16 protein-coding genes and 1 pseudogene are annotated in these 22222 nt (G+C 57.4%); 14 read left to right on the top strand and 3 right to left on the bottom strand.

Annotated features, from left to right (window positions below; translation table 11 throughout):
* Positions 1–120 precede the first annotated feature (120 nt).
* From puuC to puuE, 3 genes are read left to right on the top strand one after another with little or no spacing between them, the layout of a single operon-like run.
* A complete protein-coding gene (gene puuC / locus ABLU80_RS01715) occupies positions 121–1608 on the top strand; it encodes an aldehyde dehydrogenase PuuC (RefSeq protein WP_063444458.1) in 1488 nt (495 codons plus the stop codon).
* Positions 1609–1610: 2 nt separating this feature from the next.
* Positions 1611–2891: an FAD-binding oxidoreductase gene (locus ABLU80_RS01710; RefSeq protein ID WP_348849627.1), complete on the top strand. Its 1281-nt coding sequence runs from the start codon at positions 1611–1613 to the stop codon at positions 2889–2891.
* Between the two features lie 46 nt (positions 2892–2937).
* Positions 2938–4203: a 4-aminobutyrate transaminase gene (gene puuE / locus ABLU80_RS01705; RefSeq protein WP_045386357.1), complete on the top strand. Its 1266-nt coding sequence runs from the start codon at positions 2938–2940 to the stop codon at positions 4201–4203.
* Here the strand turns inward: puuE and ABLU80_RS01700 are convergent.
* Entirely contained in the window at positions 4190–5185 is a 996-nt protein-coding gene (locus ABLU80_RS01700) for a LysR substrate-binding domain-containing protein (protein ID WP_260841748.1), read from the bottom strand. The two genes, puuE and ABLU80_RS01700, sit on opposite strands and share 14 nt — an antisense overlap.
* A gap of 82 nt (positions 5186–5267) precedes the next feature.
* On the opposite strand from ABLU80_RS01700, the gene ABLU80_RS01695 reads away from it, so the two are divergent.
* From ABLU80_RS01695 to ABLU80_RS01675, 5 genes and pseudogenes are all read left to right on the top strand, one after another.
* Positions 5268–6353, top strand: coding sequence for a tartrate dehydrogenase (locus ABLU80_RS01695; protein ID WP_260841747.1), 1086 nt, complete (start codon positions 5268–5270; stop codon positions 6351–6353).
* A 763-nt stretch (positions 6354–7116) separates the two neighbouring features.
* Positions 7117–8724, top strand: coding sequence for a BCCT family transporter (locus ABLU80_RS01690; RefSeq protein ID WP_047080202.1), 1608 nt, complete (start codon positions 7117–7119; stop codon positions 8722–8724).
* A gap of 37 nt (positions 8725–8761) precedes the next feature.
* Positions 8762–9886: a carnitine monooxygenase, oxygenase subunit YeaW gene (gene yeaW / locus ABLU80_RS01685; RefSeq protein ID WP_032711373.1), complete on the top strand. Its 1125-nt coding sequence runs from the start codon at positions 8762–8764 to the stop codon at positions 9884–9886.
* 18 nt (positions 9887–9904) lie between these two features.
* A pseudogene (locus ABLU80_RS01680) lies at positions 9905–11353 on the top strand (NAD-dependent succinate-semialdehyde dehydrogenase).
* 57 nt (positions 11354–11410) lie between these two features.
* On the top strand, positions 11411–12376 hold the full coding sequence (locus ABLU80_RS01675; RefSeq protein ID WP_047058251.1) for a PDR/VanB family oxidoreductase: 966 nt from the start codon (positions 11411–11413) through the stop codon (positions 12374–12376).
* Positions 12377–12413: 37 nt separating this feature from the next.
* Here ABLU80_RS01675 and ptsP read toward each other — a convergent pair whose 3' ends face one another.
* Positions 12414–14915, bottom strand: a complete 2502-nt coding sequence (gene ptsP / locus ABLU80_RS01670) for a phosphoenolpyruvate--protein phosphotransferase (protein ID WP_348849626.1) — start codon at positions 14913–14915, stop codon at positions 12414–12416.
* A gap of 309 nt (positions 14916–15224) precedes the next feature.
* Between ptsP and ABLU80_RS01665 the strand changes: the two genes are divergently transcribed.
* From ABLU80_RS01665 to ABLU80_RS01645, 5 genes are read left to right on the top strand one after another with little or no spacing between them, the layout of a single operon-like run.
* Positions 15225–16301 carry a PTS fructose transporter subunit EIIC gene (locus tag ABLU80_RS01665; RefSeq protein ID WP_086630923.1) on the top strand — a complete coding sequence of 359 codons (1077 nt, stop codon included), beginning with the start codon at positions 15225–15227 and terminating at the stop codon, positions 16299–16301.
* A 20-nt stretch (positions 16302–16321) separates the two neighbouring features.
* Positions 16322–16642 (top strand): PTS fructose-like transporter subunit IIB, encoded by a 321-nt coding sequence (locus ABLU80_RS01660; protein WP_032711368.1) that lies wholly within the window; start codon positions 16322–16324, stop codon positions 16640–16642.
* Positions 16643–16692: 50 nt separating this feature from the next.
* Positions 16693–18990: a formate C-acetyltransferase gene (locus tag ABLU80_RS01655; protein ID WP_086630922.1), complete on the top strand. Its 2298-nt coding sequence runs from the start codon at positions 16693–16695 to the stop codon at positions 18988–18990.
* On the top strand, positions 18956–19831 hold the full coding sequence (locus tag ABLU80_RS01650) for a [formate-C-acetyltransferase]-activating enzyme (RefSeq protein WP_047080207.1): 876 nt from the start codon (positions 18956–18958) through the stop codon (positions 19829–19831). The genes ABLU80_RS01655 and ABLU80_RS01650 overlap by 35 nt, the downstream gene beginning before the upstream one ends.
* A gap of 15 nt (positions 19832–19846) precedes the next feature.
* A complete protein-coding gene (locus ABLU80_RS01645) occupies positions 19847–20188 on the top strand; it encodes a PTS fructose-like transporter subunit IIB (protein ID WP_032711365.1) in 342 nt (113 codons plus the stop codon).
* 13 nt (positions 20189–20201) lie between these two features.
* Here the strand turns inward: ABLU80_RS01645 and ABLU80_RS01640 are convergent, their stop codons facing one another.
* Complete coding sequence (locus ABLU80_RS01640; RefSeq protein ID WP_032711363.1) at positions 20202–20969, bottom strand: phytanoyl-CoA dioxygenase family protein; 768 nt, start codon at positions 20967–20969, stop codon at positions 20202–20204.
* Between the two features lie 258 nt (positions 20970–21227).
* Between ABLU80_RS01640 and ABLU80_RS01635 the strand changes: the two genes are divergently transcribed.
* Positions 21228–22061 carry an AraC family transcriptional regulator gene (locus tag ABLU80_RS01635; RefSeq protein ID WP_045386382.1) on the top strand — a complete coding sequence of 278 codons (834 nt, stop codon included), beginning with the start codon at positions 21228–21230 and terminating at the stop codon, positions 22059–22061.
* Positions 22062–22222: the final 161 nt, after the last annotated feature.

The following is a 22222-nucleotide window of genomic DNA, read 5'->3' as shown; positions in this document are numbered from 1 at the left end:
AGATAATTAACGCCAGTGAATGGCGAAGAGACGGTTTTCTACCCCGGGGACGCCCTGCGCCCTGAGCCCCTGAAAACGCCGAACCCTATATTTTGCCGATGATGTTTTTAAGGAGTCATGATGAATTTTCAGCACCTGGCTTACTGGCAGGAAAAAGCGAAAAACCTGGCCATTGAAACGCGCTTATTTATTAACGGCGAATATTGCGCCGCGGCCGATAATACCACCTTCGAGACTATCGACCCTGCCGCACAGCAGACATTAGCGCAGGTCGCCCGCGGTAAAAAAGCCGATGTCGAACGGGCGGTGAAAGCCGCGCGTCAGGTTTTTGATAACGGCGACTGGTCGCAGGCCTCTCCGGCCCGGCGTAAAGCAGTTCTCACGAAATTTGCCGACCTGATAGAAACCCATCGTGAAGAGCTGGCGCTGCTGGAAACGCTCGATACCGGCAAACCGATTCGCCACAGCCTGCGCGACGATATTCCCGGCGCCGCCCGCGCCATTCGCTGGTACGCCGAAGCGCTGGATAAAGTTTATGGCGAAGTCGCGCCCACCGGCGGCAACGAGCTGGCAATGATCGTTCGTGAACCGATTGGCGTGATTGCCGCGGTGGTGCCGTGGAACTTCCCGCTGCTGCTGGCCTGCTGGAAACTCGGCCCGGCGCTGGCGGCTGGTAATAGCGTAATCCTCAAACCCTCGGAAAAATCGCCGCTCACCGCCCTGCGTCTGGCAGGGCTTGCGAAAGAAGCCGGACTCCCGGACGGGGTGTTAAACGTGGTCAGCGGCTTTGGCCACGAGGCCGGGCAGGCGCTGGCGCTGCATCCTGACGTTGAAGTCATCACCTTCACTGGATCCACCCGTACCGGCAAACAGCTGCTAAAAGATGCCGGCGACAGCAATATGAAGCGCGTGTGGCTGGAAGCGGGCGGTAAGAGCGCCAATATCGTCTTCGCCGACTGTCCGGATCTGCAAAAAGCGGTCAACGCCACCGCCGGCGGTATCTTCTATAACCAGGGGCAGGTCTGCATCGCCGGCACCCGCCTGCTGCTGGAAGAGAGCATCGCCGACGAGTTCCTGGCATTACTGAAAGCACAGGCGCAAAACTGGCAGCCGGGTAATCCGCTTGATCCTGAAACCACCATGGGAATGTTAATTGATAACGCCCATGCCGACAGCGTACACAGCTTTATCCGCGGCGGTGAGACCAAAAGCACGCTATTCCTCGACGGGCGGAAAAATCCGTGGCCTGCCGCCGTCGGCCCGACCATTTTCGTTGATGTCGACCCGGCCTCAACCCTCAGCCGCGAAGAGATCTTCGGCCCGGTGCTGGTCGTCACGCGCTTCAAAAGCGAAGAACAGGCGCTGCAGCTGGCCAACGACAGCGACTACGGTCTTGGCGCCGCGGTGTGGACCCGCGATCTGTCGCGCGCCCACCGCATGAGTCGCCGCCTGAAGGCCGGCTCGGTCTTCGTCAACAACTACAACGATGGTGATATGACCGTCCCGTTCGGCGGCTATAAGCAGAGCGGCAACGGGCGCGATAAATCGCTGCACGCGCTGGAAAAATTCACCGAACTGAAAACCATCTGGATTGCTTTGGAGTCTTGATCATGACTGAACATACCACTAGCTACTACGCCGCCAGCGCCAATAAATATGAACCGTTCCCGACGCTGGAGGAATCAATCACCTGTGATGTCTGCGTCGTCGGCGGCGGCTACACCGGCCTCTCCTCGGCCCTGCATCTGGCCGAAATGGGTTACGACGTGGTGGTGCTGGAAGGCGCGCGTATCGGCTTTGGCGCCAGCGGCCGTAACGGCGGACAGCTGGTTAACTCCTATAGCCGCGATATCGACGTTATTGAGAAGAACTACGGCCCGGATGCGGCCAAAATGCTCGGCAGCATGATGTTTGAAGGCGGCGATATTATTCGCGAGCGCATCCAGCGCTACCAGATCCAGTGCGATTACCGCCCAGGCGGCCTGTTTGTGGCCATGAACCATAAGCAAATGGAAACGCTGGAAGAGCAAAAAGCCAACTGGGAGCGCTACGGCAATACCCAACTGGAGCTGCTCGACAGCCATGCCATTCGTCGCGAAGTAGACAGCGACCGCTACGTCGGCGCCCTGCTCGACCACAGCGGCGGCCATATTCACCCGCTGAACCTCGCCATCGGCGAAGCGGACGCTATTCGTCTTAACGGCGGCCGGGTGTATGAGCAGTCGCCGGTGACCCGAATTCAGCACACCAGTCCGGCGGTGATCAGTACCGCTCGCGGCCAGGTAACCGCGCGCTACGTGATCGTCGCCGGTAACGCCTATCTCGGCGACAAGCTTGAGCCGGAACTGGCAAAACGCAGCATGCCGTGCGGCACTCAGGTCGTGACGACCGCACCGCTGCCGGAAGCGCTCGCCCGCTCGCTGATCCCGAAAAACTACTGTGTGGAAGATTGTAACTACCTGCTGGACTACTACCGTCTTACCGGCGACAACCGCCTGCTGTACGGCGGCGGCGTGGTCTACGGCGCCCGTGACCCGGACGACGTAGAGCGGCTGATTATGCCGAAGCTGCTGAAAACCTTCCCGCAGCTGCAGGGGGTGAAAATTGACTACCGCTGGACCGGCAACTTCCTGCTGACCCTGTCGCGTATGCCGCAGTTCGGCCGTCTGGATAACAATATTTACTACATGCAGGGCTACAGCGGTCACGGCGTGACCTGTACCCATCTGGCCGGATGCTTGATTTCAGAACTGCTGCGCGGCGATGCCGAGCGCTTCGATGCCTTCGCCAAACTGCCGCACTACCCGTTCCCGGGCGGGCGCAGCCTGCGAATTCCTTTTACCGCCATGGGCGCCGCCTACTACAGCCTGCGCGATCGCCTTGGGGTCTGATTTGCCGTTCGGTTCCGTGATTAACTTTTGCTAAAGGGTGTTTATTATGAGCAACAATGAATTCCATCAGCGTCGTCTTTCCGCTACCCCGCGCGGGGTGGGCGTTATGTGCAACTTCTTTGCCCAGAGCGCGCAAAACGCCACCTTGACCGATGTCGAAGGCAATGAATATATCGATTTCGCCGCCGGCATCGCGGTGCTGAATACCGGCCATCGCCATCCGCGGATGGTCGCCGCGGTTGAACAGCAGCTACAGCAATTTACCCATACCGCCTATCAGATCGTGCCTTATGAAAGCTATGTGTCGCTAGCGGAGAAGCTCAACGAACTGGCGCCGGTGAAAGGCCCGGCAAAAACCGCCTTCTTCTCTACCGGCGCGGAAGCGGTAGAAAACGCGGTGAAAATCGCCCGTGCCCATACCGGACGCCCCGGCGTTATCGCCTTCGGCGGCGGTTTCCATGGCCGTACCTATATGACGATGGCGCTAACCGGTAAGGTCGCGCCGTACAAACTGGGCTTCGGGCCGTTCCCCGGCTCGGTATACCACGTGCCGTACCCGTCAGCGCTGCACGGTATCAGCACCGCCGATTCGATTACCGCCCTTGAACGCCTGTTCAAAGCCGATATCGAAGCCAAACAGGTGGCGGCGATTATTTTCGAACCGGTACAGGGCGAAGGCGGCTTTAACGTCGCGCCGAAAGAGCTGGTTGCCGCAGTACGCCGCCTCTGCGATGAGCACGGCATCGTAATGATTGCCGATGAAGTACAGAGCGGCTTCGCCCGCACCGGTAAATTGTTCGCCATGGATCACTATGCCGATAAACCGGATCTGATGACGATGGCCAAAAGCCTGGCGGGCGGCATGCCGCTTTCCGGCGTGGTTGGTAACGCGCAGATTATGGATGCCCCAGCGCCGGGCGGCTTAGGCGGCACCTACGCCGGTAACCCGCTGGCGGTGGCGGCCGCGCATGCGGTGCTGGATATCATTGATAACGAAGCGCTGTGCGAGCGCGCGCAGTTCCTCGGCGAGCGCCTGCTGGCGACGCTACAGGAAGTTAAGGGCTGGTGTCCGGCGCTGGTGGAAGCGCGCGGCGTGGGTTCGATGATCGCCGCCGAGTTCTTCGATCCGGCGACCGGCGAACCGTCGGCGGCGATTGCGCAGAAAATCCAGCAGCAGGCGCTGGAGCAGGGCCTGCTGCTGTTGACCTGCGGCCAGTATGGCAACGTCATTCGCTTCCTCTATCCGTTGACCATCCCGGATGCTCAATTCTCACGCGCGCTGACGATCCTGCAGAGCGTCACTCGTCTGTAACGCCCTCCGCCGGCGGCGCTGGTCGCCGGCTGTTTTCCTCGCTGCTGACGATACACTGCTGGGGATAGTGCTGCTGAAAATAGTGGCGCAGAAACTCCACGGTGGTGCGAATTTTGGCTGAGGTCGCCAGCCGCGACACGTAGACCGCCCAGACGTTGGCGGGCTGATAATAGTCCGGCAGCACGTGTACCAGATGGCCGCTGGCGATATTTTCACTGACATCCCACCATGAACGTAATGCAATCCCCTGCCCATCCAGACACCACTGATGCACAATTTCACCATGGTTGGAGGAGAGCGGCCCGGTTACCTTGATCGCGTGCTGGCCCTCTTTGCTGTGCAGTTGCCAGACGCCAAACGGATGATCGCGCTCTTTAATCACCAGACAGGGTAAGGCTGCCAGGTCGCTTAGCTGTTTCGGCGGCGAGTGGCGGGCAAGGAACTGCGGCGACGCGCAGAGAATACGGTGGTTGGTCGCCAGCTTGCGGGCAATCAGATTCGGCGCGATATCGTCGCCGACGCGAATATCGAGATCCACCCCTTCATTGACCAAATCCACCAGCCGGTCCTGGACATCGAAGCGCAGCTCAAGTTGCGGGTACTGGCGGGCCAGCGCCGACAGCGCGGGGGCGACCACCCGGCGACCAAAGCCGAAGCTGCTGATAATCCGTAGCGTTCCCTGCGGTACCTGACGCACGTTGGAAAGCTCGTCCATCATCTCATCCACATCCTGCAGAATGCGCTGCGCCCATTCGTAGATCCGCTCCCCCTCTTCGGTAATGGTGACCCGGCGGGTGGTACGGTGCAGCAACATCACATGCAGGGTTTGCTCCAGCAGCGAAACCCGCTTGCTGACGAACGCTGGTGAGACGCCAAGCTCCTCGGCGGCGGCGGCAAAACCGGCCCGGCGAGCGACCAGCATGAACACGCGTAAATCATTTAGCAGCGGCAGATTATTCATGATCTGTGTTTTATGTTTCACCAGTTAGCGTGATTAATTATGAACCAGTCAATTATAGGATAGGCAGGTGGTCAAACATCATCGCTAAAAAGTGAGAACCGGAATGAAAAAAACCTGTCGTATTGCCGCCATCCCCGGTGACGGAATTGGTAAAGAAGTTCTGCCTGAAGGTATTCGCGTGCTGCAAGCCGCCGCGCAGCGTTGGGATCTGTCGCTGAGCTTCGAACAGATGGAGTGGGCAAGCTGCGAATATTACGCCCATCACGGCAAGATGATGCCGGACGACTGGCGCGAGCAATTGCAGGGCTTCGATGCTATCTATTTCGGCGCCGTCGGCTGGCCGGATACCGTCCCCGACCATATCTCCCTGTGGGGTTCGCTGCTGAAGTTCCGCCGTGAGTTCGATCAGTACGTCAACCTGCGCCCGGTGCGCCTGTTCCCCGGCGTCCCCTGTCCGCTGGCGGGTAAAAAGGCCGGCGATATCGATTTTTACGTGGTGCGCGAAAATACCGAAGGCGAATATTCCGCCCTTGGCGGTCGCGCCAATGAAGGCACCGAGCATGAAGTGGTGATTCAGGAGTCGGTCTTCACCCGCCGCGGCGTTGACCGGATCCTGCGCTACGCCTTTGAGCTGGCGCAAAGCCGCCCGCGTAAAACGCTGACCTCAGCCACCAAATCCAACGGTCTGGCGATCAGCATGCCCTACTGGGATGAGCGTGTGGAAGAGATGGCCAAAAGCTATCCTGAAATTCGCTGGGACAAGCAGCATATCGATATTCTCTGCGCCCGCTTCGTGCTGCAGCCGGAACGTTTCGACGTGGTCGTCGGCTCCAATTTGTTTGGCGATATTCTGTCGGATCTCGGCCCGGCCTGTACCGGCACTATCGGTATTGCGCCGTCGGCTAACCTGAACCCAGAGCGGACCTTCCCGTCGCTGTTCGAACCGGTTCACGGGTCGGCACCGGATATTTACGGTAAAAATATCGCCAACCCGATCGCTACCGTTTGGGCCGGGGCGATGATGCTCGATTTCCTCGGAAACGGCAACGAGCGCTACCATGCCGCGCACAACGGCATTCTGGCGGCGATAGAGCAGGTGATCGCCAGCGGGCCGAAAACCCCGGACATGAAAGGCAACGCCTCAACGCAGCAGGTCAGCGACGCTATCTGCAAGGCCATTTTGGCGTAATTACTCCGGCCGCCCCCCGGTGGCGCTGCGCTTACCGGGGCTACAATGGCACGCTCATGTAGATATCGCATCGGTTTGCAACGGTTTTGGTCCGGGAAAAACATGTGCTTTGTGTTAATTCAGAGCACATTGCGCTCCCGATATTTCTTCTGCGTTATGTCTCTCATGGCGCAGGGAGCGCACAGAGGGCGGCCAGTCGCCGCCGCCCTCTGTACTCCCGGGCTCTGGCCGCCAAAATCGCCACTTCGTGGTACCTTCGACTTATCCCTGCAGGCTTCGGGTCGGGCCGAGGCAGCGTCCTTGCAAAACACGGCCCTCAGCCCGCATCCATGCGGGCTGCCCCGGCCTTCCGGGAACGTCTCAGCGATTTTGAGGCCACCAACACCAGCAGTTTCAGCCAGCGTGGTGAATAAATAAAAGGCAGGTCGCTCGGACCGTAGCCCGGGTAAGGCGTAGCCGCTACCCGGGAAAACTCGCGCCAACTCCTCTCTCCTCTGAATGCAGAAAACCCCACAATTGACAAGTGAACCGCATCACAGCGGCGAACTTTATTGATTCCTGAAAGGAAAGAACCTGCGCCAATTCACCTTTTATTATTTCCGTTCCGTGTTTTATTGCTTCACGAATCGGCCAATTGTTTAATTCATGTAACGAAGAAATAATCCAATTGTTAATAGCATTTTGCTACGAACCCTGACCCTACAGCGTGATAACAACGACAGGCTAAAGCCACCGACGGGCAACCGTGCCCAGGAGATCACTCATGTTGAGCAACGTAAAGAAAAAAGATGTGCCGCTGATTGTCATCAGCCTGGCGGCCATTGTTTTCATCGCCGCTACATTAAGTCTCTTCCCCCAACAAACCGCGCAGGCGGCTAATTCGATTTTTAACGGCGTCACCCGCCTGCTGGGTTCCGCGGTACAGGTGCTGGTGCTGCTGGCGCTGGGACTGGTGTTATATCTGGCCACCAGCAAATACGGCAATATCCGGCTCGGCGAAGGCAAAGCCGAGTACAGCACTCTCTCATGGCTGTTTATGTTTATCTGCGCCGGACTCGGCTCCTCTACGCTGTACTGGGGTGTTGCCGAGTGGGCTTATTACTACCAGACCCCTGGCCTGAATATTGCGCCGCATTCGGCAAAAGCGCTGGAATACAGCATCCCGTACTCTTTCTTCCACTGGGGCATTAGCGCGTGGGCGACCTACACCCTCGCCTCGCTGATCATGGCCTATCACTTCCACGTGCGGAAAAATAAAGGCCTCAGCCTCTCCGGGATCATTTCGGCGATCACCGGCGTTAATCCGCAGGGTTTCTGGGGCCGTCTGGTCGATCTGATGTTCCTGATCGCCACCGTCGGCGCGTTAACCATTTCGCTGGTAGTCACTGCCGCCACCTTCACCCGCGGCCTGTCAGCTCTCACCGGACTGCCGGATAACTTCACCGTCCAGGCGTTTGTGATCCTGCTCTCCGGCGGTATTTTCTGCATGAGTTCGTGGATTGGTATCAACAACGGCCTGCAGCGTCTGAGCAAAATGGTCGGATGGGGGGCGTTCCTGCTGCCGTTGGTGGTATTACTGGTTGGCCCGACCGAATTCATCACCAATAACATCATCAACGCCATCGGTCTGACGAGCCAAAACTTCCTGCAGATGAGCCTGTTTACCGACCCGCTCGGCGACGGCGCCTTTACCCGCAACTGGACCGTCTTCTACTGGTTGTGGTGGATCTCCTATACCCCTGGCGTGGCGATGTTCGTCACCCGCGTCTCCCGCGGGCGCAAAATCAAAGAGGTCATTTGGGGACTCATCCTCGGCAGCACCGCCGGCTGCTGGTTCTTCTTCGGGGTGATGGAAAGCTATGCCATGCATCAGTTCGTCAACGACGTGATTAACGTGCCGCAGGTCATGCAGACCCTCGGCGGCGAAACCGCCGTCCAGCAGGTGCTGATGTCGCTGCCGGCGGGCAAACTGTTCCTCGCCGCCTATCTGTTTGTGATGATTGTTTTCCTCGCTTCACATATGGATGCGGTGGCCTACACCATGGCGGCGACCAGTACCCGTAACCTGCGCGAAGGCGAGGATCCGGATCGCGGCATGCGCCTGTTCTGGTGCGTGGTGATCACCCTTATCCCGCTATCGATTCTGTTTACCGGCGCTTCGCTGGAAACCATGAAAACCACCGTGGTGCTAACCGCCTTACCGTTCCTTGCCATTTTACTGATCAAGACCGGCGGCTTCGTACGCTGGCTAAAACAGGACTACGCCCACGTGCCTGTGCATCAGATAGAAACCCATACGCCCGAGCCGATCGTTAAAGCCGAGACGCTGCCGGTTGGCGCGGTACTCAAAGGCGACGGCCAGTCGCTGTAAAAAACGCTTACTGACAATAATCACAAGGTGACCCTACATGAGCAATTTAAGCCCTGACTTTACCCTGCCGATTAACTTTTGCGCCAATCCACAGGACGCCTGGACCATTCCGGCCCGTTTTTACACCGACAGCCAGGCGTTTGAGCACGAGAAAGAGCGTATCTTCGCCAATAGCTGGATTTGCGTCGCCCACGGCAGCGAAGTCGCCAGGCCGAACGACTACATTACCCGGGAGATCATCGGCGAAAATATCGTTATCGTCCGCGGGCGCGACAACATTCTGCGCGCCTTCTATAACGTCTGCCCGCACCGAGGCCACCAGTTGCTGAGCGGCGAGGGTAAAGCCAAAAACGTGATTACCTGCCCCTATCACGCCTGGGCCTTCAAGCTGGACGGCAATCTCGCCCACGCCCGCAACTGCGAAAACGTGGAGAATTTCGATAGCGATAAGGCAACGCTTGTGCCGGTTCGCCTTGAAGAGTATGCCGGCTTTGTGTTTATCAATATGAACCCGCAAGCGGAGAGCGTGGAAACGCAGCTACCGGGGCTGCAGGACAAAGTGCTGGAAGCCTGCCCGGATGTTCATGAGCTGAAGCTGGCGGCGCGCTTTACCACCCTGACCCCGGCGAACTGGAAAAATATCGTCGATAACTATCTGGAATGTTACCACTGCGGCCCAGCGCACCCGGGCTTCTCGGATTCCGTGCAGGTTGACCGTTACTGGCACACCATGCACGGCAAATGGACGCTGCAGTATGGCTTCGCCAAACCGTCCGAGCAGTCATTTAAATTCGAAGAAGGCACCGACGCCGCGTTTCACGGTTTCTGGCTGTGGCCGTGCACTATGCTCAACGTTACACCAATCAAGGGCATGATGACCGTCATTTATGAATTCCCGGTAGATGAAGAGACCACCCTGCAGAATTACGACATCTATTTCACCAACGAAGAGCTGACCGACGATCAGAAAGCGCTGATTGAATGGTATCGCGACGTGTTCCGCCCGGAAGATTTACGTCTGGTAGAAAGCGTGCAGAAGGGGCTGAAGTCTCGCGGCTATCGCGGACAGGGGCGCATTATGGCGGATAACAGCGGCAGCGGGATCTCCGAGCACGGGATCGCCCATTTCCACAATCTGGTCGCCCAGGTATTCCAGCCGTAATCATTGAAGGAGTTGGCCATGTCCGTATTTCACTCAAATCTGTTTCGCCAGCAGGCGCTGATTGCCGGAAGCTGGCGCGATGCCGCCGACGGTACGACGCTTGCCGTCAGCAATCCCTCCACCGGCGCGACGCTCGGCCAAATCCCCAATATGGGACGAGCGGAAGCGCAGCAGGCGGTGGATGCCGCTACTGCCGCGCTGCCGGCATGGCGCGTGCTTACCGCCGCCCAGCGCGCCGCGTTATTGAAGAACTGGCACCACCTGATCCTCGAAAACAAGACCGCGCTGGCGCAGATAATGACCGCCGAGCAGGGCAAGCCGCTGGCGGAAGCGGAAGGCGAAATCGCCTATGCCGCCTCGTTTATCGAGTGGTTTGCCGAACAAGGGAAACGCGCCAACGGCGAAATAATCCCCTCCCCCGGCGCCGATAAACGCCTGATGGTGTTCCGCCAGGGCGTGGGGGTCTGCGCGGCGATCACCCCGTGGAACTTCCCGGCGGCGATGATCACCCGTAAGGCCGGCCCGGCGCTGGCCGCGGGTTGTACGATGGTAATTAAGCCTGCCAATGAAACGCCGTTTACCGCGCTGGCGATGGCGGAACTGGCGAATCAGGCCGGGATCCCGCAGGGCGTCATTAACGTTGTCACCGGCCAGTCGCGTGAGATTGGCGCGGTGTTCACCGGTGATGAGCGGGTGCGTAAGCTCTCCTTTACCGGCTCGACCGAAGTCGGCCGCGTGCTGATGCGCCAGTGCGCGGAATCCATCAAAAAGCTCTCTTTAGAGCTCGGCGGTAACGCGCCGTTTATCGTCTTTGACGACGCCGATATCGATAAAGCGGTCGAGGGCGCGCTGATCGCCAAGTTCCGCAACGCCGGGCAAACCTGCGTTTGCGTCAACCGCTTCTATATTCATCGCGCCGTCTACGACCAATTCTGCGATAAGTTCGTTGCCCGCGTCGCCGCCCTGAAAGTCGGCGATGGCAGCGAGTCCGATGTCCAGATTGGCCCGCTTATCAACGCCGACGCCGGGCGCAAAGTGCAGTCCCTGCTCGACGACGCCATGAGCCGCGGCGCCACGCTGTTAACCGGCGGAAAAGCGCATCCGCTGAGCGGTAATTTCTTCACCCCTACGGTTATCGGCGACGTACAGCCGGGGTCACTGCTGCTGCAGGAATAGATTTTCGGCCCGGTGGCCGCGCTGGTGAAATTTGAGGATGAGCAGCAGGTCATCGAGCAGGCGAATAACACCATCTACGGTCTCGCCTCCTATTTTTACAGCAACGATGCCGCCCGTATCTGGCGCGTCTCCGAGCAACTGGAATACGGCATGGTCGGCATCAATACCGGGCTGATTTCTAATGAAGTCGCGCCATTTGGCGGAGTGAAACAGTCGGGTCTTGGCCGCGAAGGCTCGGAACACGGAATCGAAGATTACCTGGAGATGAAGTATCTCTGCCAGGGGTTGTAAATATCCTCTCCCGGCGACGGCACTGGCCACGCCGGGATTTTTTGATGGAGTTCCGCGATGTCTGATTATCAAATGTTTGAGACGATCGTTCGCGATGTCGAACAGATCACCGCCCAGGTTAAGCGTTTTACGCTGGTGTCGCCGACCGGCGCCCCGCTGCCGGGATTCAGCGGCGGTAGCCATATTATCGTCCAGATGCAGGATGGCGAGCAGCGCTACAGCAATGCCTATTCGCTCATGAGCTCGCCGCTGGATACCACCAGCTGGCAGATTGCGGTGCGTCTTGAGTCGCCTTCCAAAGGCGGCTCGCGTTTTATGCATCAGCAGGTGCGACCGGGCGATACCCTGACGGTGTCCACCCCCAACAACCTGTTCGCCATCGAACCGCAGGCGCGCAAGCATCTGCTGATCGCCGGCGGCATCGGCATTACGCCGTTTTTAGCGCATATTCCTGAACTGGAACAGCAGCAGGCTGACTGGCAGCTGCACTACTGTTTCCACGACGCCGACAATAATGCTTTCGTCGATGCGCTCAGCGCCGCGCCGTGGCGCGACCGGGTCGATATTCACATATCAGCGCTCGGCAGCCGTCTCGACCTGTCGCGCCTGTTCGCCGATATCGAACCCGGCACCCACATCTATACCTGCGGCCCGGCAGCGCTTAACGAGGCGGTGAAAGCCGCCGCCGAACGGTATCAGGTTCCCGCCAGCCAGCTGCACTTTGAGCAATTTATCGTTGAAGATAAAGGCGGAGAGGCATTTACCCTGGTGCTGGCGCGTTCCGGACGCGAATTTACCGTGCCGCAGGATATGACCATTCTGCAGGTGATCGAGAATAACAAAGCGGCGAAGGTGGAGTGCCTGTGCCGCGAAGGGGTGTGCGGCACCTGCGAAACGATGATTCTGGAGGGCGAAGCCGACCACCGCGATCAGTATTACAGCGATGAAGAGAAAGCCAGCCAGCAGAGTATGCTGATCTGCTGCTCACGCGCTAAAGGCGGCCGGTTAGTGCTGGATTTATAGCTCGCTCTCCGGCCAGCGGCGCTGGCCGGAGAGACAATCACAGTTCCAGCTCGCACCGCAGCAGTTCGGCGATATCCTCGGGGGTTGCCGCATTAACCAGAGCGGTACGAAAAGCTTCATGCATAATACGCCGCGCCAGCCGTGAGAAAATACGCATATGCTGGTCCCCCGCCGAGTGCTTGTTCAGCGTCAGCATAATGACAAATTGCGCTTCTTCATCGCCCCACATCACCGGTTGCGCCAGCCGCGCGACGCTGATGGTCGACTGCTCAATATGCTCGGATTTACTGTGCGGAATGGCGAAGCTAAAGCCCAGACCGGTGGAGAACACCGCCTCGCGGGCCCACAGATCTGCCTCCAGCTTACGCGGATAGCGGCAACGCCCGGCCAACAGCAGATTGTCAGTCATCCCTTTCAGCACTTCCTCCTTGCTGCGCCAGTCGCTATTAAGCGTAATGCACTGGGTGCTCACCAGCGGAACATCCTGCTGGCGCATACGGAACTGGGCCAGCAGATGCTCGACTTCCAGTGAGGTACGGCACTGCATCGCCTGATTCAGCAGCTGGCGGCAGGCGCGGCTATCCAGTTGCGCCAGCCGCGCCTTGGTCGCCGGGATTGCCGGCGCGCTCATACTCAATTCATCTAAACCGAGGCCAACCAGCAGCGGCAGCACCGACCCTTTCGCCCCCAGCTCGCCGCACAGGCCAATCCATTTTCCCTGCCGATGCACCGCCTGCACGGCATAGTCCAGCGCGCGCAGGAAGGCCGGGTTCAGGCTGTTGTAATGACGCGTCACTTTAGCGTTATCGCGATCGACCGCCAGCAGATACTGCGTTAAATCGTTGCTGCCGATGCTAAAGAAATCGACCTCTTCACAGCACTGATCGATGATAAACATCACCGACGGCACCTCCAGCATGATGCCGAGTGGGATCTTTTCATCAAACGGGATCTGTTCGGCGCGCAGCGACTGCTTGGCCTCCGCCAGCCGCTCTTTCACCCACAGAATCTCCTCCATTGATGAAATCATCGGGATCATAATCTTCAGCGAGCCGTGCGCCGAGGCGCGTAAAATGGCCCGTAGCTGAGTATGAAACAGCGCCTGATACTCTTCATAGATGCGTACCGCGCGGTAGCCGAGGAACGGATTGTTTTCCGCGGGAATGTTGAGATACGCCACCGGCTTATCGCCGCCGATATCCATGGTCCGCACGATAATGCTGCGCCCGTTGGCCGGCTCCAGCGCCTGACAAAAGATGTTGTAGAGCTCATTTTCCGACGGCGCGCCAGGGCGGTCCATATACAACATTTCGGTGCGGAACAGCCCAACCGACTGCGCGCCGTTATTGAATGCCGCCACCGCCTCCACCGAATGCGCGATATTGGCGGCAATCTCGACGCGGATGCCGTCTTGCGTCTGTCCGGCTTTATTGAGCCATACCTGCTGCTGTTGCTGAATTTTCTCCTGTAGCCAGGCCTCCTGTTGATAATAGCGCGCCACCGCTGGGCTGGGATCCACCACCAGCAGCCCGGCATTACCATCTATCTGTACCTGAGTATCAACCCACGGCAGCAGCGCCGGCAGGTCAACCCCTACCAGGGTAGGAATATTGAACGAACGGGCCAGAATGACAGTATGTGAAGTAGTGCCGCCGCTACGCAGCAGTAGCCCTTTCAACTGCGACTTATCCAGTTCCAGAAACTGGCTTGGGGTCAGTTCATCAGCAAGACAAATAGCCGCTTCCCGCAGTTGTCCCGGAGCCGGAAAGCGGTCTTCACCGTAGACATGCTGCAATAGCTGGAAGCAGACGTCGCGGACATCCAGCACTCGCTCCTGCAGATAGCTGTTGCCGGAATCGCGGAACTGGGTGCAGAAGTGTTCGCCGGTGGCGACAATAGCCTGTGCGCAGCTAAGGCCGGTGAGAATACCGCCAAGCAGGTGCTGGCGCAGCGAAGCATCGGTCGCCAGCGAACGGTGAGCTTGCAGAATCGCGCTGGCGGTGCCGTCATTGTCCAGTAACCGCAGATCGATATCCTGCACCAACAGACGCAAACCGTTATCCAGCGCCGCCTGCTCCTGTTCAAGGCTGGCGGCGACGGGCAGTTCGCCAAGGTCGTGAAGATCGCGTGATTTGAGATGAACCAGCTTACCGCCCGCACTGCCGGCACACACCGGGTGCGCAGGAAATAGCGTTGGATTCAGCCGCGACAGCGATTCCGGCACCGGCTGGATATCCAGCGCTTGTGCGGCAGGCAGCGGCGCATCGCAGTGCGGAAACTCATTTTCAATAAACGCGGTTAACGCGGCTAACGCTTCGTCTTCATCCTCCCCGCTGATAATCAGCTGACAGGTGTCGCCCTTGAGGGTGTTACTACCGATGATCGCCAGCGCGCTTTTCGCATTCCCGCGACCGTCGCTACGCAGATTCCGCCACTCAACCGCCGATGAAAAACGGTTACACAACGTTTCGACCAGGCTTGCCGGGCGCGCATGCACGCCATTTGGCAAATCACATATGAATTCAATTACCAGTGCCATCGCCTTCCTCCTGAGCAATGCGTTATTTCAGCCAAAGGTAATGAAAGAGAGCGCGATGAACTACGTGATAAAACTGGTAATTACTGGACTATTGTACACATACATCTTTTTTATGCTCACCATCACAATTCATCAGCCTCAAGGTGTCTGATTCCCGTCACAGCTAAGATTTGAGATGGATCGCAATTCTTTTCTCACCTTACAAATATCCAGTAAATGCCCTTTTTCTCTACTATTTAATGCCCGGCCCTTTTTCTAATGTTGAGGCATCAATACTGTCACGGGCCCTACAGCGCTCAGGAGCAAGCAATGAACGAACTGGTGCACATACTAAAAAATACTCGCCAGCATCTGATGACCGGCGTCTCACACATGATCCCCTTCGTCGTTTCCGGGGGGATCCTGCTGGCGGTGTCCGTCATGTTATATGGCAAAGGCGCGGTGCCCGATGCCGCCACCGACCCTAATCTGAAGAAGCTCTTTGATATCGGCGTCGCCGGGCTGACGCTAATGGTGCCCTTTCTTGCCGCCTACATCGGCTACTCCATTTCTGACCGCGCCGCGCTGGCCCCCTGCGCCATTGGCGCCTGGGTCGGTAACGGCTTCGGCGCCGGTTTCTTCGGCGCGCTGATAGCCGGAATGATTGGCGGTCTGGTGGTCTATTACCTGAAAAAAATCCCCGTACATAAGGTTCTGCGTTCGGTGATGCCGATTTTCATCATTCCCATCGTCGGCACCTTTATCACCGCCGGGATCATGATGTGGGGGCTTGGCGAGCCGGTTGGCGCGCTGACCGCAAACCTGACCAGCTGGCTACAGGGAATGCGCGAAGGGAGCATCGTGGTGCTGGCCGTCATTATGGGCCTGATGCTGGCCTTTGATATGGGCGGCCCGGTCAACAAAGTGGCCTACGCCTTTATGTTGATTTGCGTCTCTCAGGGTGTCTATAGCGTCGTGGCTATCGCCGCGGTCGGCATCGCCGTACCACCGTTGGGCATGGGGCTGGCGACGTTAATTGGCCGCAGATATTTTACCGCCGAAGAGCGTGAAACCGGCAAAGCCGCGCTGGTGATGGGCTGCGTCGGGGTGACCGAAGGCGCGATTCCCTTCGCAGCCGCCGACCCGCTGCGCGTTATTCCCGCCAACATGATTGGCGCCGCCTGCGGCTGCGTCACCGCCGCGCTGATGGGTGCACAGTGCTATGCCGGTTGGGGCGGGCTTATTGTGCTGCCGGTGGTCCAGGGCAAACTCGGCTTCGTCACCGCTTTATTTGTCGGCGCCTGCGTCAGCGCTGCCTGCGTCATCGCCCTGAAAGCCTTCACCAAAAAGCAACCGTCCGACTCCCAAGCCGACGATGAATTAGATCTTGATTTCGAAATTAACTAACAGACTGGAAGGAACACCTTATGACCCACATTATCGCCGTTACCGCCTGCCCATCGGGCGTCGCCCATACCTATATGGCCGCCGAGTCGCTGGAAAGCGCCGCTAAAGCCAAAGGCTGGCAGGTTAAGGTAGAGACCCAGGGTTCCATCGGCATTGAGAACGAACTGACGGCGGAGGAGATCGCCGCGGCCGATATGGTCATTCTGACCAAAGATATCGGCATTAAGTTTGAAGAACGTTTTGCCGGGAAAACCATTGTGCGCGTCAATATCAGCGATGCGGTAAAACGCGCCGACGCCATCATGAACAAGATTGATAGCCACCTTTCCCAGAACGCCTGAAGCCCAAAAGAGGCGCCTACGCGCCTCTTCGCCACAACACGGAGTTTGTCATGACGAATCGTACACAACGCCTGAAAGCCAGCCTGTTCGCCCAGCCGCGCGAAATCTCCCTCGAACGCGCATTACTTTATACCGCCAGCCACCGGCAGACGGAGGGCGAACCGGTGATTATTCGCCGGGCGAAAGCGACGGCATGGATCCTTGATAAGGTGGCTATTTCGATTCGTGAGGATGAACTGATTGCCGGTAATCGCACCGTCAAACCACGTGCGGGAATTATGTCACCGGAAATGGACCCTTACTGGCTGCTCAACGAGCTCGACACCTTCCCGACCCGCCCGCAGGACCGCTTCGAAATAAGCGAAGAAGATAAACGAATTTACCGCAAAACGCTGTTCCCTTACTGGGAAAAGCGCTCAATGAAAGATTTCATCAACGGTCAAATGACCGAGGAAGTAAAGGCCGCTATCAGCACGCAGATTTTCAGCGTTAACCAGACGGATAAAGGCCAGGGCCATATTATTATTGACTATCCCCGGCTGCTGAATCATGGCCTTGACGCGCTGATCGCCGAGCTAAATTCACACCGTGCCCGGCAGCCTGATAACCACTTTTATCAGGCGGTATTGATCTTACTTGAAGCCTCTCAGCGCCATATTCTGCGCTACGCCGCGCTGGCGGAAGAGATGGCCGCGAACTGCGCAAATGCCCAGCGTCAGCAGGAACTGGCCACCATCGCCGCCATCTCACGCCATAACGCCCAGCATCGGCCGCAGGATTTTGCCCAGGCCTGCCAGCTATTCTGGTACATGAACATTATTTTGCAGTATGAATCCAACGCCAGCTCGATTTCGCTCGGGCGCTTTGACCAGTACATGCTGCCTTTTTATCAGGCGTCGCTGAATCAGGGCCAGGATCCCGCGTATCTCAAGGAGCTGCTGGAGTCGCTGTGGGTAAAATGCAACGATATCGTTCTGCTGCGATCTTCCAGCAGCGCACGCTATTTCGCCGGTTTCCCCACCGGTTACACCGCCCTGCTTGGCGGACTGACGGAAACCGGACGTAGCGCGGTAAACGTACTGTCCTTTCTTTCTCTCGATGCTTACCAGAATGTGCAGCTACCGCAGCCGAACCTGGGCGTACGGGTCAATGAACTGATTGATCGTCCGTTCCTGCGCAAAACCGCTGAGACCATTCGCCTGGGCACCGGGATCCCGCAGATTTTCAACGATGAGGTGGTCGTCCCGGCCTTCCTCAACCGCGGCGTGTCCCTGGAAGATGCCCGCGATTACGCGGTGGTCGGCTGCGTGGAGCTCTCTATTCCGGGGCGTACCTACGGCCTGCACGATATCGCGATGTTTAATCTGCTGAAGGTGATGGAAATTGTCCTGCAGGAAAATGAACAGCAGCCGGAAGTCAGCTGGGACGGCCTCATCAGCCAGATCCGCGACAAAATCCGCCATTACATCAAGCTGATGGTCGAGGGCAGCAACATTTGCGATATCGGCCACCGCGACTGGGCGCCGGTGCCCCTGCTGTCATCCTTTATCGAAGATTGTGTGCAGCACGGCAAAGATATCACCGCAGGCGGCGCGCGCTATAACTTCTCCGGCGTTCAGGGCATCGGTATCGCGAACCTGAGCGATTCGCTGCACGCGCTGAAGGGCATGGTCTTCGAGCAACAGCGCCTCAGTTTTACCGAGCTGATGGCGGTGCTAAAAACCAACTTCCGCACGCCGGAAGGAGAAAAAATCCGCGCCAGGCTTATCAACCGTTACGAGAAATACGGCAACGATATCGACGAAGTCGATAATATTAGCGCCGATCTGCTGCGTTTTTACTGTAAAGAGGTAGAACAATATCTGAACCCTCGCGGCGGTCATTTTACCCCTGGCTCCTATACCGTCTCCGCGCATGTGCCGCTGGGCTCGGTGGTCGGCGCGACGCCGGACGGCCGGCTGGCCGGCGAACAGCTGGCGGACGGCGGCCTGTCGCCAATGGTTGGGCAGGATGCCCAGGGGCCGACGGCGGTGCTGAAATCGGTGAGTAAACTGGATAACTATCTGCTGTCGAACGGTACGCTATTAAACGTCAAATTCACCCCGGCAACGCTTGCCGGCGACAGCGGTCTGAACAAACTGGCCGACTTTTTACAGGCTTTCTGCAAGCTCAAGCTGCAGCATATCCAGTTTAACGTAGTCAACGCCGACACCCTGCGTGAAGCACAGCAGCGGCCGCAGGACTTTGCAGGCCTGGTGGTGCGCGTCGCGGGCTACAGCGCCTTCTTTGTTGAGCTGTCAAAGGAGATTCAGGATGACATTATCCGCCGCACCACGCATCAGCTGTGAGGTTATCGAAACGCGCGCCGGGACGGCGCGTATTTTTAACCTCCAACGCTACTCTCTTAACGACGGGCAAGGGATCCGCACGGTAGTCTTTTTCAAAGGCTGCCCTCATACCTGCCCGTGGTGCGCCAATCCTGAATCGATCTCGCCAAAGATTCAGAGCGTGCGCCGGGAGCGTAAATGCCTGCGCTGCACGCGCTGCCTGCAGGACGTCGCCGAATGTCCCTCCGGCGCATGGGAGCAGATTGGCCGGGATGTCACGTTAGATGCCCTGCTGCACGAGGTACTTAAAGACGAGGTCTTCTTCCGCGCCTCCGGCGGCGGCGTCACCCTGTCAGGAGGCGAAGTACTGATGCAGGCTGGATTTGCCGCCAGTTTCCTCCAGCACCTACGCCAGTGGGGGATCCGCACCGCAATCGAAACCGCGGGCGACTGCGCCTTTAACCGTTTCCTCCCGGTGGCCGAAGCCTGCGACGAAATACTGTTTGATTTAAAAATCATGAATAGCGAGCGGGCCCATTCACTACTGCAGATGAATCAGCCGCGAGTGCTGGACAACTTTAGTCAGTTGGCCAGCCGCAAAATGAATCTTATCCCACGCGTACCGCTGATCCCTGGCTACACCATGAACACGGAGAATTTTAAGCAGATCTTAAATTTCCTCGCACCATTCAGTTTGGCGGAGATTCACCTGTTGCCGTTTCATCAATATGGCGAGTCAAAATACCGTCTGCTGGGTAAAACCTGGCCGCTGGCCGGCGTCAGCGCCCCCCAGCACGCTGATGTTCATCCTTATCAAGCGCTGGCTGAAGCTGCAGGATATCACGTCACTATCGGCGGTTAACGCCTGGAGGATGTTATGGACTTCAACATTGTTGCCGTAACCGCCTGCGTGAGCGGGGTTGCGCATACCTATATGGCGGCCGAACGGCTGGAGAAAGTGGGACATCATGAAAAATGGCATCTAAAAGTCGAAACACAGGGCGCGCTCGGCGTTGAAAACCGGATCACCGCTGAAGATATTGCCCGCGCCGAAGTGGTGCTACTGGTGACGGATATCGAAATTGATGACCCGAAGCGTTTTAGCGGCGTCCGCACCATTAAAACCAGCATTAAGACTGTTCTACTGCAGCCGCAGCTGATTGTTGAAGCCGTCAAAAGTATTATGAAAAAGCCGGTCGTGTATCTGGAAATTCCCTGACCGGCCATGGCGCTTATTGCACGTCGAGCAGCCACTTTTGCGCGGGCGTCAGGCGGCTCGCCGTTTCCGGCGTCAGCCAGCGCTGCTGGTCCTGCTGCGCGGTATCAGCACGGTCAATATATAAGCCATGTAGTACGCGCCTTCTGCTGCCCTCACGATTGCGGGTGCCGCCGTGCCAGGCGTGCGCGTTGTAAATCATCACGCTGCCGGCCGGCGCGGCAAAAACAATTTCATCAGGATGCGTCTTTTCGGGATCCTCCAGCACCTCTTCCGGCAGCTCCGGGCGCAGATGGGTCGACGGAATAATCCGCGGCGCGCCGTTGGCGGCGCTCAAGTCGTCAATAGCCCATATCGTATTGACCAAATGCACTTTCGGGAAGTCTACCCGCGGCTTTTTCCAGTCGGCATGCAGCGGTTGATGACCGCCGTTATATAGCGCCTCACGCGCATTGAGGCTGGAAACTTTGAAAGCGCCATTGAAAATATAACGACAGGCAGAAAGAATGAGCGGATGCGACCACACCTTCTCCCAGATAGCGCCCTTATTAATCAGGTTGGCAATACGCGTCGCCGTCGCTTCCTGATGGTGTTCCATTGCCAGGTTCTCGCCTTCTTGTTCCACCAGCGCGTCAATGCGTTCGCGCATCTCGCTCAACCACTGGGGATCGACGACGTTGTGCGCCACGGTATAGCCAAGCGTATCAAGTTCATGTTTCATCTGCTCGCTTAGCGTCAGATTCGCGCCAAGCGCAGCCAGATAAACCGTCGATTGTGAGTCCATATGCCTTCCTTTTAACTTTTAGATAACACAATCAAACTCTACGATGCGGCTCACGAACTGGCAGGAAGGAAAAACTACGAAAAACTGGATATCCGTACGCCAGCTACAAAAATGTGAACATTATCAATAATTGAGGGCGGGTGAATTCGTCGAAAATATTCACCTATTAAATAATGCATCCACAGCGCGCCGTAAGGCGGAACATCAGGATAAAAAAGATTATAATCAACGAGATAATTTTAACTCGGGGGCTACAGGATGATTGATGATCTGGCGGGCATTCTAAATCGTTTGGTGAATCAAAAAGACAGACTGCAGGTCCGCTTTCCGGAGCCGGATATTCCCGTTCCGGCGCTGGCACTGAAGGTGCCCTTCCCGCGCCTGGAGATCGTCCTTGAAGGTGAGCTTCATGAACAGGGTCTACCGCTATCCGCGGCGGTCTTATCCACTTCACAGGTACTCTACGTACAGGCGGGCAAGTGGACGCTGCCGGAATGGACCGGCCCAGCGGCTACCCTCAGCATTTTATTTGGCCGCCAAAAGCTCGGCTTTTGCATCCAGCGCTGGGACGGTAAAAAACTGCATACTGAAAAGCAGAACGTCGCCCGACTGGGCCCACGCGTCGGCTCCTATCTGCTGCTGGCGCTAAACGAGGTCTGCCTGCAACCAGACCCAATCACCGCCCGGCTGGTGGTTTCCGCGCTGTTAAGCCACTGTCTTGAACAACTCGTTGGTCTGGAAATGCGCGTTAGCCGCAGCCGCGATCTGTTTTTAGCGGTTCAGGATTATCTCCAGGAAAATCTTAGCCAGCCGCTGACCCGCGAATCGGTGGCCAGACGTTTTCATATTACTCCGAACTATCTTTCGCATATATTTCAGAAATCGGGCTCGGTGGGCTTTAATGAATATTTAACCGCCGTGCGGCTGGAAAAAGCGAAGCAGCTATTACGCGGTTACGATTTAAAAGTAAAAGAAATTGCGCATAATTGCGGCTTTATCGATAGCAACTATTTTTGCCGGGTATTTAAACGTAATACCGAACGTTCACCCTCGGAATATCGTCGGCACTGCCGTAGCGCGCAGCAACGATAATCATCCCCAGGGGAAATAAGAATGGACTGACCCCGCGGAAATATTCCAACGACCTACCACTCCATGGCGACGAGATCAGTGGCGCGGATACTAAAGCCTTCGCTGGTAGTGTAATTAGCACAATGTGCTACATCAGCAGCTAATTAACGCATCTCCGCGCC

The organism is Klebsiella sp. CN_Kp104 (assembly GCF_040064515.1).
Taxonomy (GTDB): domain Bacteria; phylum Pseudomonadota; class Gammaproteobacteria; order Enterobacterales; family Enterobacteriaceae; genus Klebsiella; species Klebsiella aerogenes.
Note: the sequence above shows the minus strand (reverse complement) of the source record. Positions and strands in the feature narration are given on the sequence as shown.